The organism is Caminibacter profundus, from assembly GCF_054657155.1.
This window is the reverse complement of sequence record NZ_BAAHXC010000003.1, coordinates 73216-86450: the sequence shown is the minus strand read 5'-3', so window position 1 is coordinate 86450 and position 13235 is coordinate 73216. Positions and strand designations below refer to the sequence as shown.

Sequence of the window (13235 nt, the reverse complement as noted above, 5' to 3'; positions counted from 1 at the left end):
CTCTCCTTTTTTATTTATTCTTCTAATAGTATCATACTCGAAAGAATTTAATTGTCCTTTGAATAAATTATAAGAAAAAATAATGCAAGAGACAAATGTAATATTTGAAGCAAAAAAAAAGAAGTTACAGAAGGTAATAAATGATTATTCATTTATATTTAATAATTATAAATTATCATTATATATTTTAAAACCAACTTCTTTTTCACTATCAAATGCATTTTTTATCTCTTTTTCTATTACATCAACAAAATCACTTAATTTAAAGACAGGTTTTTTTCTAGTTGCAACCTTCAATGCAGTATTTTTTATTACAAGTTCTATTTGAGCACCTGTTAACTCATATTTTGAAAGGAACTTAATATCAAAACCTTCTTCAAAATCAGCATTTTTTGGTAGTTTCATTTCCCAAAGTTTTACTCTTTCTTTAAAACTTGGTTTAGTAAACTCAATTTTATAATCAAATCTTCTAGAAAAAGCATTATCGATAGTTTCAAGCAAATTTGTAGTAGCTATTAAAACTCCACTAAACTTTTCTAGTTGTTCTAAGAAAATATTTTGCATTTGATTATGCATCTTATCTGCACTACTAAAACTTGCAGTAGTTCTAGTGGATAGAAACTGATCTGCTTCATTTAATAATAATACAGGTTTTGATTTTAATTTTTCACTAATTTCATAATACTCATCAAATAATCTTCTTACATTCTTTTCACTCTCACCTACATACATTGATAAAATTTTACTAGCATCAAGAGATAAAATTGGTCTTCCTAGCTCTTTTGCAATTGAGTGTGCAGTAAGTGTCTTTCCAGTACCAGGTGCCCCATAAAAAATAATTTTTGCCTCAATTTCTTCACTTGATTTTATTCCCCACTTCTTTAAAAGATTTAAAACTCTCTTATCTATTTGTTTAAGAAGCGTTTTTAACATCTCTTTTGTTTTTTCAGGAAGTACTACCTCTTCAAGAGTTGTTTTTGGTTCAATTAAATCAAAAATAGTATCCTTTACAATATGTTGAATTTTATGTTTTTTTCTTGGATGAATAAGTTCGTTTAAAATATCTTCATTTATAAAATATATTCTTGTATAACCTCCAAAACCTCCAAAAATTTCATCATAATCAAGTATACCTTCGCTCACAAGCTTTGAGTTTTCATCAAGAAGTGAACGATTTTTAATTCTCTCTATTTCATCAATACTTATAAGATTTAACAGAAAATTCAATTCTCTTATGTTTTCATTTGAACTTGTATACTCTTCTTTTAATAAAGCTAAAAAAATTATTTCTTCTTTTTCATTAAATTCATTTTCTATCATAAAATTTAGTACCGGTAAATCAATTTCAGTCTTCTTTACTCTTTCTTTAATAGTATTTTCAATAAGAACTAGCTTACTCTGTAGTCTTTTTATAGAAGCTGACTGAGTTGAATAACTATTTTTAAGACTAGCAAGTTGCTCATAAATTTCAATTCTTAAAAATTGGTCATGTAAATATTCAAGATGGTCTTGATATGAAGTATTTTGTGGTATAACTAAATCAAGTTCTCCTTTTTCTAAAAGTTTTAAAAATGAAAGCGATAAAGAAATATTTGAATTAAAAAGTTCTAAACTTGTAATATCATTGCTTACTCCAATCCCGCTTAAAACTATCCACCCCTCATCAATTAAACTCTTTATAAGACCAATTTTTTCAAAAGCTTCTTTATAATCTACTTTATATATATCTTCAAGTAAGATTCTTGTTTTTATATCTTCTTTACCTTCAAGATAACATTCAAGTAATTTATGAAGTAACTTAAGCTCTTCATCTTTTACATTCAAAATTTTATAAATTTTACTTTTTTTTGGATCTTTTAGAAAATCTTTTATATTTTTTACCAAAAACTCTCCTTTTTTAAATATATTATAATTTTATCAAATTTTGACAAAGGTAAAAAATGCAATTTCTATATTACCCAAATCCTTCATCTCAAATAACTTTAACAGGTGAAGAGCATAAATATTTATTTAAAATTAAAAGAATCAAAAAAAACGAAAAAATAAAAATAAGAAATCTAAAAGATGATTATTTATATATTTATACAATTCAAGATATAAATAAAAAAGAAGCTATTTTAAATTTAGAAGAAAAAGTATTAAATCCAAACAAACCTCATACTTTTTTTCATATTGCCTGGTGTATAATTGAACCTAAAAATATAGAAAAAACCCTGCCTAGCTTAAATGAGATGGGAGTTAGCAAAATAAGCTTCGTATACTGTGATTTCTCTCAAAAAAATTTTAAATTAAAACTTGATAGATTACAAAAAATCTTAATAAATTCCTGCCAACAGTGTGGAAGAAGCGATTTAATGGAAATTGAAATATTAAATTCATCAGATGAGTTTTTCAAAAAATATCCAGATTTTATTGCTTTAGATTTTAATGGAAAGTTATTAGAGTGTAATCAAAATTTTCAATTCAAAAATCCAATTTTTATAGGACCTGAGGGTGGTTTTAGTGAAAGGGAAAAAGAAAAATTTAAAGAAATTATAAGATTAAAAAGTTTTATTTTAAGAAGCAAAACGGCTGCATGTGCAATTAGTTCTATATTCTTATGCTAAATTGTCAATATTAAAAAATTTAAAGTTTTTTAATAATTATTTTAAAACAGTTTTTAGAATCTTTATAAGAATATCTAAACTCAAATTTATGCAAATCCACAATCCTTTTTACAATATTAAGTCCTATTCCAAATCCTTTTGATTTCTTTACAAATAGTTTTGTCAATTCATCTAAAGACTGTTCTATTTTTTCTCCAAAACTACACACTTCAATATAATTTTCTTTTGCAATTATTTTAATAGGATATTTTCTAGTAAATTTAATTGCGTTATCAATAAGATTTTTTAAAGCAATTGAAAGATAATTTAAATCTCCCCTTATATCGAAATCAATTAATTCTATTTCTACTTGTTCCTCTTCAATAAATAGTTTTGAAATAGCTTCAGTTATTAATGTGGATACTTTAAAAGTAGTAATTTTCATATTTTCTTTTGTAATTAAATGTATAAAAATAAGTTCATTTATTAGCTCTTCTATATTTGATGTTAAGATCTTTATTTTTTCGATATCTTTTTTTTCAATGGCAAACTTTAACTTTGCAATTGGAGTTTTAAGCTCATGACCTATATATTTAATAAAGTCTTCTCTCTCTTTTATTGATAAATTTACCTCTTTTGCCATAAGATTAAAACTTTCGGCTAATTGCCTTAACTCTTTTTCTCCTTTTAATTTCATATTAATTTGATAATTTCCTTTTGAAATTTCTTGAAAATTATTTGAAAGTTCTTTTAACGGTTTTAGCAGTTTTAATATTAACAGATAAATTAAAATTAAAATAAATATAACTCCTAATAAAAACATATAAAGTACAGTTTTTTCGTGAATGTTTTGGTTTTTTAGAAATAGAATAAATTTATCATTTAAATATCTTATTTTTAAATAGTAGTATGAATTAGATTTTAGTATTTCTATTTTTCCAAAAGTTATTTTTTTTGTAAAAACAGGTTTTGCACTTATTTCTTTTAGAATCTGAATATTATATTCTTTTGCTTTTTTTTTCAAAATACTTATTTTTTCATCAGCAATAAGAGGTAAAAATTCCTTTGCAATCGAAAGATATTGATTAAATATAAGTTTTTGGTTTTTTTGTGATATTTTAAAATCTATCCAAAAAAATAACAAAAAAATAAAAATAAAAGCACTTAAAAATAGTATATTTATTTTTTTAATCATACAAATTTATACCCTATTCCCCATACAGATTTGATATATTTCGGATTTTTAGAATCATCTCCAATTTTTGCTCTAATATTGCTTATATGCATATCTATGGTCCTATTTCTTGTATCTGGATGAAGAGAAGTGGCATTTAAAATTTGTTCTCTTGATATTACTTTGCCTGCATTCTTAACAAGATATAAAAAAATTTCAAATTCTACTTTTGTAAAATTTATTTCATAATCATCCAATTTAACAACCATATCGTTTTCATTTATGTAAAAATCTCCTATTTCTAATATGTTGCCTTTTTTATATCTTTTTAAAAGTGAATTTAATCTCAAAACAAGTTCTCTTGGTTCATAAGGCTTTGCAAGATAATCATCAGCCCCTATCTCAAATCCCATAATTTTATTACCTATATCTCCTCTTGCACTTGAAATAATAACAGGAATATCTGTTATCTTTTTTATTTTTTTTAAAACATCAAAACCATCTATTTTTGGCAACATCAAATCAAGTATTACAATATCGTAACTTTTAATTTTTTTTACCGCTTCTAATCCATTATCTGTAAAATCAACCTCAAAATTAAAATTTTCTAAATACTCTTTTATCTCTTTTTGCATTTCAATATCATCTTCAATTAACAAAACTTTACTCAACTTCCCACTCCTCTATATACTTAGCAAATTTTTTACGCTGTTTTGCATTTAAAATTTTATGAACTTCATAAAAAAACTCCATTTCTATTTTAGCAATTTTTTTTCTGATTTCTAAATTTTGCTGATAAAGTTTTTTATAATTGAAATTTTTTTTTGAAAACTCTATTTTTAAATTTTCTTCCCATATTTCCTCTTTATTATGAATTTTTTTAAGTCTTTTTCTATATTTTTCTATAAGGTCTTTTATTTGTAATTGCTGAGACTTATTCAAATTTAAAAAACTAAGATCTTTAGGAATATGGGAATGTTCATAATAACTTTCAGCAAATAAAGGAAAAAGAAAAAATAAAAAAATTAGTTTTTTCATATCTTTCCTTAAGCAAAAGTATTACTAAATAAATTTCCAGCCCAATTAAACATATCTGAGAAATTTTTACTACTTGGTGCCCCGGACTTTGGATAACCTGGCATAATTTTCATATCTTTTGTTGTAGGGTCGTACTGATATATTGCAGTAAGCCATGTTGCTTCTGTATTTGATACAGGCGAATAACAAGCTGAGTTTGTTTTTGGTGTTTGATACAAAGCATATCCATTTAATTCTCTTAAAATTGCATCCGCACAAATTTTTGCTTCTCCATTTCCTATATGTCCTGCTTTTGGTTGACTTGATTTATGTGAATCACCTATAATATGAACATCTTTTTTTATTAAAGATTCATAATTTTTAGTATCAACAGGTGCAAAATCTTCATCCACAACACCCGCTAAAAATGCTGCTTCACCGGCTTTTTGATTTGGAATTATATTAATTACATTTCCACTTATTGTATAAGAGTTATTATTTTGAGTATATGTTACTTTCATATTTGTATCATCTACATAAGTTACTTTAGAATTTGGTCTATAATCAATACCGTATTCATTAAATTTTGCTCCAAATGAATCTTTTTCTACTATAATATCAGGATTTTCATCAAGTAATATTACATTTACATTAAGCCCTTTATCTTTTAAATAATCTGCAACTACACAAGCTCTTTCATATGGTCCTGGAGGACATCTATAAGGCGATTTTGGAATACTCATTATGAATGTATCTCCACTTTTTAAGGTATCTATTTGATTTTTTAATATTGTTGTTTGCTCTCCTGCTATCCAAGCATGAGGAACTTTTGTTGTATCATAGTTATTTGTATATTTAAAGTCAATTCCTGGAGCTAAAACAAGCTTATCATAATTTATTAAACTCTCATCTTCTAAAGTTACAACTTTATTAGTTGTATCAAATTTTACAGCTTTTTTATTAATAACTTTTACCCCATAACTTATTAATTTATCATATGTAAATTTTAAATTATCAATGCTTTTTATGTTATTTAATACTAAATTACTTAAAATTGGAGAAGTGTATATAGGATTTGTATCTATTAATGTAACATCAATACTACTTCCACCCCATAATTTTAAATATTTTGCACAAGTTGCACCACTAAATCCTCCTCCTATTATTACAACCTGTTTATTTGTTGCTGCTTTTAAAGTTATAGGTGCTGTAATAGCTGCAGTTGCAATAGCTGATAGTTTTAAAAAATCTCTTCTTTTCATTTTTCTCTCCTTAATCTTTTTCTGGAAATATTTTTAGATAGTTAAACATCTCATTTACCTCGGTTGAATCAAACCCATCTGTTTGAGCCTGCATTATTGCGTTGTTGCTTTCATAAAATTCATCCACATCTTCACCTGCTATACTATCCCAACTATTTACCGAATACCCATTAGTTCCATGACACTGAAAACAATTTGTAGCACTTAATAATCTGCCGTCATTAGGAACAAATTTATCTGGTATAATTGTTTTTGCTGTTTGAGTATTATCTGTTTCTGAATTAACACAACCTATAAAAATAATATTGTCTTTTTAATCGTCGTCTTCATCATGTTCATACTCCTTATTTTTGTAATGCTCATTATAATAATCATTATAATAATATTTTTTGCTCTTATATTCATATTTACTATATTTTAGACTATGCAAATAATTAAACATACCTCTTACTTCTTGTTTAGCAAATCCTGCTCTTTGTGCTTTCATTATAGGGTGTCTGTTTTCATAAAAATCTTCAGCATCTTCACCTATAATTGAATCCCATCTTGTTTTTGAAACACCAAAACTTCCATGACACTGAAAACAAGTAGTAGCCGCTAAAACTCTTGAATTATTAGGAGTATATTTTTTTGGCAAAGTAGGAGTATATTTATAACTACTTGCTATAAGTGATGAAATCATTAAAGAAGCTAACATTAATCGTTTCATTTTTTCCTCCTTTTTAGAGATACTATTATAATATCTAATATGTGTCAAAAAAAATTAAAATTTATTGACAATTTATTGACAATGGAAAAGTGGTAAGAGATAAAAATGTAAGATTTGAAGCACTTACTAAATAAAGTGAAACAATTGCATTGAATAAAGCAAAAGTGTTAAAAAAACGTGAGTTCGATTTAATAATACCAATTCTAATATAGTCATAGTTTTTAAATAGAAGTATATGCTTTAATTGGTTGTATTTGATTAACTAAATTTTATTATACTGAAGTGTCTAGACATCTTGGAATTGGTATTAAATCCAACTTTCATAAGATTAACCTTTTTCTAAAAAAAAAGCAATTTTTGTCCCTATTTAGTCAGTGCCAGAATTAATTGTAGATATGGTATAAATAATTATGGTATTATAAAAGGTAAAAAAAGTTTTAATTAATTTTCGTATTTAAAATTTCAATAATAATTTTAGCAAGGCTTAATGCTTTATTTCTATGTGAAATTTTTTGCTTTATTTCTTCATCAAGTTCGCCAAGTGTTTTGTTAAAACCTTTTGGAATAAACATCGGATCATACCCAAAACCTTTTTTCCCCCTTGCTTCATCAATTACATCACCTCTTAAGAATCCATGTGTTGTAAATACTCCAAAAGGAGTAGCTATAGCAATTGCTGCTGTATAAAAAGCAGGAGAGATTTTTAGTTTTCTTTTTTTTAATTCATTTATCAATTTATATAAATTGTCTTTATCACTTGCATTAATTCCTGCATATCTAGCAGAATATATACCAGGTTCTCCATTAAGAGCCTCAACACTTATTCCACTGTCATCAGCTAAAATAATATTGTTTGGCAATTTTTCATAAATCGCTTTTGCTTTAATTATTGCATTTTCTTTAAAAGTACTCCCATTCTCTTCTATTTCAATGGGACTAATCAAATCAGTATATGCAACAACTTCATAATCTCTAAAAAACTCTTTAATTTCTTTTATTTTTCCCTTATTACCACTAGCAATTATAATTCTTTTCATAAAGCTCCTTTATATATCTTCTTTTGGTGGCGAAAAATAATATCCCTGTGAGTAGCGAATTCCGATTTTTTTAACAAATTCATAAATTTCTTTATTGGAAACATATTCAGCTATTATAATGATATTTCTTTTTTTTGCAAATTCAGCTATAGAAATAACTAAATCTTGTGTAACTTTGTCATTTAAAATATTTTTTATTAGACTTCCATCTATTTTAATTCCATCAATATTAAACTTAAATATATAACTAAAATTAGAAAATCCACTTCCAAAATCATCTATTAAAATTTTTATTCCTTTTTCTTTCAATAAAAGAATAAAATCTTTTACTTTTTTGTTTTTAGTTAAATCTTCTGTTTCTAACAATTCAAAACTTATATATTTTTTAAAATATGGATTATCAAGTTTTTCCAAAATATATTTTCTTATTTCCTCGTTTTCAAAATCAAGAGCATCAAGATTAATAGAAACACTAAAAGGCTTTTGAGTTATTTTTTCTAAAACTTTATCAATAACTATCTTTGTTATTTTAGGATAAATATTAGCTTTTTTTGCAATATCTAAAAATTTATCAGGAGAATAAATATTTCCCTTTTCATCTTTCATTCTTATCAAAGCTTCATACTTATAAATATCATCTGTTTGATTATCAATAATAGGTTGATAAAAAACTACAAACAAATCTTTTTTTATAGCTTCTGCTATTTTAGTAAGCATATTTGCATTTTGTTTAATATTAATTACCTCTTCTTTTATATCTTCATAAAAAATAAATTCTTTTCGTTTTTGCTTTGCAAAATCTACAGCCATATCAGCTGTTAAAATATAATTTTCTATACAGCTTATACCACATCTAAAAGAAACTGTTATTTCATGGTTATTAATTGAGTAAGTTTTTTTTATCATATTTAAAAAATTTTTTATATAAATTTTATTTTCTTCTATATCAGAAGACTCTAAAAAAAACGCAAATTCATCTACAAATAAATGATAAATATTTTTTTTATATTTTACTAACTCTTTTGCTATTTCATATACAAGCAAATTTCCAATTTCAAATCCAAATGTATCATTTATTATCTTAAAATCATTTATATTTATAATCACTAGTGGTTTTTTAATTTTTTTAATATCTTCTTCAAGTTTAAATCTATTTGGCAAATCCGTTAATTGATTATTATAAAATCTATCTAACATTTTTTGTCTATAAAACCGGATTTTATTTACTGCAAAATTTATTTTATTTTTTAAGCTCTCAAATTCTTTAAAGTACATTTTAGAATCTAATATATTATATTTTCCTTTTGATATATTTTCTTCAAAAAATTTAATTAATGTTTTAATATTCTCCCTAACATATTTTATATTTTTTAAATACCCATATAATGTTAAAATTAATGCTATTAATAAAACAAATAAAACAATAAATACACTTTTAAAATATCTCTCTTTAACTTCTTTAATAGGCAGTTCTATTTTCATAATACCCAAAGTTTCATTTACACTTTTCCCAGCTATTGAGCTTTTAAATGAAGAAGTATGGCATTTTATACAACTTTGTTGTAACTTTATAGGTTTATACAATATAAACTTATCATCTTTTAATTCCCAAAAATCTTCTTTATTATCGATTTTTTTTAAATACTTAAAAAAATCATCTGTATTGTGAATAAAAGAAAAAAGTTCTATATTTATATTTGTAGTTTCTTTTATATTATCAATTAATTTATGAAAATTTGACTCTTGTTTCATTTGCATAATTTTTGAAACTAATGCGCCTTTATATATTATTTCTGCAGTATACTTTTGATTTTGTATAAGAATATTATAAAAGTTTATAAATAAAAATATAAGAGCAATACTGGCAATTAATAAAGAGGCAATAGTTACTTTTAAAAACCTATTATAAATATCTGGCATATTAAATTACCTTTATAAAAAAATAAAAAAAGAGAATCAAACCTCCTCTAATCCATATTTAATATGCTCTCCTTTTTTATGTTTAGAAATCAAATATCTCCAATATAATATAGGTACAACTATAACAGAAAGTAACGTTGAAGCTAACACTCCAAAAATCAATGCAACTGCCAGTCCTTGCCATACAGGGTCTAATACGATAACTAATGACGCTAAAATAATTGCTAAAGCTGTTAAAATAATCGGTCTAAATCTTGTAGCTGCAGCTTCTATTACTGCTTCATTAATGCTTCTTCCTTGTTTAATTAACTCATTTGTGAAATCAATTAAAAGTAATGAGTTTCTAACAACAATACCAGCAAGCGCAATAAATCCTATCATACTTGTTGCAGTAAAGTATGTTTTTGAATGCATAAATGTTAATGTTATCCAATTCATTAATGCATGACCTGGTAATACCCCAATAAATGTTAAAGGAACTGCCGCAAGCACAATTCTAGGAACTCTAAAGTTTTTATAATATGCAACCATTAATAGATAAATGAGTATCACCGCTACACCAAAAGCACTACCAAGATCTCTAAATACATCAAAAGTAAGCTCCCACTCACCTCCCCACACTAAATTATACTCTTCACCGGTTTTTTCATCAATAGCCTTTAAATTAAGTCTAGGATTTCCATCATAAATAATTTTATACCCCGGAATCCCATTTTCTCTTAAATAGTTAAACACATCAAGTAGTGCATAAAGGCTTCCTCTTTTATCCATTTCGCCTGTTACCATTACCATAGGCTCTAGATCTTTACTTGTAATCATTCCGTCAAACGGCACTGCCTCAACTTTTACTAATTCTTTAAGAGGTACTAACTTATGAGTTGTCATAGACATTAGTTTAATATTATCTAAAGCTTCAATAGTATCCCTTGCACTTTTTTCAAATCTTACAAAAATACCAACTTGGTCTTTTTCACTTGGAATATGAGCAACACTTACAACCGCTCCTCTTATTCCCATACCAAGTACTTTTGCAATTTGGTCTACACTAACTCCTAAAAGTGCTGCTTTTTCTTTATCAGGAACAATTTTATACTTAATAATTTGTCTATCTCTCATAATATCAATATCAACAACTTTTGGAGTTTTCTTATAAACTTCTTCAATATAGTTTGCAAGCTTTAATCTCCCCTCTTCATTTCCACCAAATACTTGCATAAGAAGTGTTGCAATTACAGGTGGTCCTGGAGGATCTTCTACAAGTTTAATATTTGCATTATTTAAACTACATTCACTCTGAATAACAGGTCTAAGTCTGCTTACCATATCAATTGAAGACTCTTTTCTTCCTTCTTCTTTAGGGAAAAGATTTACTCTAATTTCACCATAATTTTCACCCTGCTTCATAGAAGTACCTCTAAGTAGCCCATTAAAATCAACTACTCCACTAATACCAATAAATTGCTCAAAATCTTTTATTTCTGGTTCTTTTCTTAAAATATTCGCAATACAGTTACTAACTTCAGTAGTAGCATCAATACTACTTCCTTTTGGAAGGTCAATTGTTATATTAAAAGTATTTTTATTAGCACTTGGAAGCATTTTAAATAGAACTATTTTAAATACAGGAAGTGCCATTGAACCAATTAACGCCAATATTAGTACACTAAAAAATACTGTTCTTTTAAAAGTTGAATTTAATAGAGGGTTTAAAATGTTATAGAAAATTTTGTAAGTTTTTGTTTTTTTAATATCAAATGTTTCGTGATTTTCTTTTTTATGTTCAGGTAAAAATTTAACTGCCGCCCATGGAGTAAAAATATAAGCTACTACAAGTGATGCAATCATTGCCACTGGAACATTAAACGGAATTGGTCCCATATAAGGTCCCATCATACCAGTAACAAAAAACATAGGTACAAACGCCAAAATAATAGCAAGCGTTGCTATATTTGTAGGATTACCTATTTCATTTGTAGCATAAATTGCTGCATATTCACGAGGCTTATCCCCAATCTCAAAATGTCTATGTATATTCTCAATAACAATAATCGCACTATCAACAAGAAGCCCAAGTGATAAAATAAGTGCAAACAGTGTAATTCTATTAATAGTCTGTCCTGCAATCATTCCAATAAATAATGTAATTGAAAGAATTAATGGAACCGTAAATGCAACTATTAATGCTTCTCTCCAACCAAGCATAACAATAAGTAAAATTATAATAATTACAAGAGAAATTAATAAGTGTTCAATCAAAGTATTAACAGCATGGTTTGCTTTTTGACCATCATTTCTAGTTACATATATATTAACATCTTTTGGTAAATCTTTTTTAAGCTCTTCTACTTTTTTTAATACATCATTTGCCACAAACACTGCATTAGAACCTCTTTTTTTACCAATAAATATTGTAACTTGATTTAATCTCTCACCTACCGGAAATTTTTTTACTTCTTTTTCACTTATTAAAGAATCTTCATAAAAGGCTTTTGCTGCTTCAAAGTAAGTTTTATGTTTGTTTTGAAAATCAACTCCATCTTCTACTCTTGCAATATCTTTAATATAAATAGGTCTTCCCATATAATTTGCTATTACTAGATTTTCAACATCTTTGATTGTCTTTATAAATCCATCAAACTCTACAGGAATTGAGTACTTATTGTTTTCCGTCCCACCTAATGGATAATTAACATTAGCACCTTTAAGCGCCATTGCGATTTGACCGAGTGAAATATGATAAGCTGCAAGTTTTTGAGGATCAATTATTATATTAAATTGTCTTTTATGTCCTCCTTTGATTCCTACAATACTAACATTTTCTACTTCTGCAAGAGGACTTAATAATCTCTTAGCAATTTTGTAAAGCTCAGCATCATCATATTTTTTACTTGAAATTGCAAGTGTTACAATAGGTACTTCATCTATATCGATAGGTTTAAAAAGAGGAGGCATTACACCTTTTGGCATTTTATCAAAATTTTGCATTACACGATCATAAAGTTTTGAAATACTTCTAACTTTATCTTCTCCTATCTTAAATCTAACTGTTACAATACCTACACTATTCATTGCCATACCGTATACATGTTTTACACCGGTCATAGCTTTAAGAGTTCTCTCAAGCGGATCTACAATAATATTTTGAACCTCTTTACTACTAGCTCCTGGATATACTACCATTATATTTGCTGCTGGAACATCAATTTGAGGGTTTTCTTCACGAGGTGTAAAAAATACTGCAATAATACCCATAAGGAAAAATACAATAGCTAAAACTGGAGTTAATGGATTTTTTAAAAATATTCTAGCGAGCTTTCCTGCAATATTGAGTTTTAATTCTTCTTCTACTCTATCAAGTTCTTCAACTTTATCAGAAATCTCTTTTTCAATTTTACTTAACTCTTTTTCTAGTGCAGCAATCTCTTCTTCAACTTTTTTTATTTCATTAATATCACAAGCAGAAGCTTTTTTTGATTCAAGCTCCGCTTTTTTTGTAGCTAAAAGCTTTTTAAGATTTTCTAGTCTCATTCA

10 protein-coding genes are annotated in these 13235 nt (G+C 26.2%); 1 reads left to right on the top strand and 9 read right to left on the bottom strand.

Going from position 1 to position 13235, the window contains the following annotated elements:
* Positions 1–165: 165 nt before the first annotated feature.
* On the bottom strand, positions 166–1884 hold the full coding sequence (locus ACYQ1U_RS08305; RefSeq protein WP_459886692.1) for an ATP-binding protein: 1719 nt from the start codon (positions 1882–1884) through the stop codon (positions 166–168).
* Between the two features lie 56 nt (positions 1885–1940).
* Here ACYQ1U_RS08305 and ACYQ1U_RS08300 point away from each other — a divergent pair, with 56 nt between their 5' ends.
* Positions 1941–2606 (top strand): 16S rRNA (uracil(1498)-N(3))-methyltransferase, encoded by a 666-nt coding sequence (locus ACYQ1U_RS08300; protein WP_459886690.1) that lies wholly within the window; start codon positions 1941–1943, stop codon positions 2604–2606.
* Between the two features lie 19 nt (positions 2607–2625).
* Here the strand turns inward: ACYQ1U_RS08300 and ACYQ1U_RS08295 are convergent, their stop codons facing one another.
* The 8 genes from ACYQ1U_RS08295 to ACYQ1U_RS08260 all read right to left on the bottom strand — a co-directional run bounded on the left by ACYQ1U_RS08295 (position 2626) and on the right by ACYQ1U_RS08260 (position 13232).
* The gene (locus tag ACYQ1U_RS08295) at positions 2626–3780 is read right to left on the bottom strand and encodes a HAMP domain-containing protein (RefSeq protein ID WP_459886687.1); all 1155 of its coding nucleotides are present in this window, start codon (positions 3778–3780) and stop codon (positions 2626–2628) included.
* The gene (locus tag ACYQ1U_RS08290) at positions 3777–4430 is read right to left on the bottom strand and encodes a response regulator transcription factor (protein ID WP_459886684.1); all 654 of its coding nucleotides are present in this window, start codon (positions 4428–4430) and stop codon (positions 3777–3779) included. Before ACYQ1U_RS08290 ends, ACYQ1U_RS08295 begins: the two co-directional genes overlap by 4 nt.
* Positions 4423–4797, bottom strand: coding sequence for a Spy/CpxP family protein refolding chaperone (locus ACYQ1U_RS08285; RefSeq protein WP_459886681.1), 375 nt, complete (start codon positions 4795–4797; stop codon positions 4423–4425). The genes ACYQ1U_RS08290 and ACYQ1U_RS08285 overlap by 8 nt, the downstream gene beginning before the upstream one ends.
* A gap of 8 nt (positions 4798–4805) precedes the next feature.
* Positions 4806–6038, bottom strand: coding sequence for an FAD-dependent oxidoreductase (locus ACYQ1U_RS08280; RefSeq protein ID WP_459886678.1), 1233 nt, complete (start codon positions 6036–6038; stop codon positions 4806–4808).
* 313 nt (positions 6039–6351) lie between these two features.
* A complete protein-coding gene (locus ACYQ1U_RS08275; RefSeq protein WP_459886674.1) occupies positions 6352–6747 on the bottom strand; it encodes a c-type cytochrome in 396 nt (131 codons plus the stop codon).
* A 437-nt stretch (positions 6748–7184) separates the two neighbouring features.
* Positions 7185–7784 carry an RdgB/HAM1 family non-canonical purine NTP pyrophosphatase gene (gene rdgB, locus ACYQ1U_RS08270; RefSeq protein WP_459886671.1) on the bottom strand — a complete coding sequence of 200 codons (600 nt, stop codon included), beginning with the start codon at positions 7782–7784 and terminating at the stop codon, positions 7185–7187.
* A gap of 9 nt (positions 7785–7793) precedes the next feature.
* Positions 7794–9704, bottom strand: coding sequence for an EAL domain-containing protein (locus tag ACYQ1U_RS08265; RefSeq protein ID WP_459886668.1), 1911 nt, complete (start codon positions 9702–9704; stop codon positions 7794–7796).
* 36 nt (positions 9705–9740) lie between these two features.
* Positions 9741–13232 carry an efflux RND transporter permease subunit gene (locus ACYQ1U_RS08260; protein WP_459886665.1) on the bottom strand — a complete coding sequence of 1164 codons (3492 nt, stop codon included), beginning with the start codon at positions 13230–13232 and terminating at the stop codon, positions 9741–9743.
* Positions 13233–13235 lie beyond the last annotated feature (3 nt).

Excerpts from the sequence above, each read along its gene's own strand:
- ACYQ1U_RS08295 (WP_459886687.1), bottom strand. The coding sequence starts at position 3,780 with ATGATTAAAAAAATAAATATACTATTTTTAAGTGCTTTTATTTTTATT.
- ACYQ1U_RS08285 (WP_459886681.1), bottom strand. The coding sequence starts at position 4,797 with ATGAAAAAACTAATTTTTTTATTTTTTCTTTTTCCTTTATTTGCTGAA.
- rdgB (WP_459886671.1), bottom strand. The coding sequence starts at position 7,784 with ATGAAAAGAATTATAATTGCTAGTGGTAATAAGGGAAAAATAAAAGAA.
- ACYQ1U_RS08275 (WP_459886674.1), bottom strand. The coding sequence starts at position 6,747 with ATGAAACGATTAATGTTAGCTTCTTTAATGATTTCATCACTTATAGCA.
- ACYQ1U_RS08260 (WP_459886665.1), bottom strand. The coding sequence starts at position 13,232 with ATGAGACTAGAAAATCTTAAAAAGCTTTTAGCTACAAAAAAAGCGGAG.
- ACYQ1U_RS08300 (WP_459886690.1), top strand. The coding sequence starts at position 1,941 with ATGCAATTTCTATATTACCCAAATCCTTCATCTCAAATAACTTTAACA.
- ACYQ1U_RS08280 (WP_459886678.1), bottom strand. The coding sequence starts at position 6,038 with ATGAAAAGAAGAGATTTTTTAAAACTATCAGCTATTGCAACTGCAGCT.
- ACYQ1U_RS08265 (WP_459886668.1), bottom strand. The coding sequence starts at position 9,704 with ATGCCAGATATTTATAATAGGTTTTTAAAAGTAACTATTGCCTCTTTA.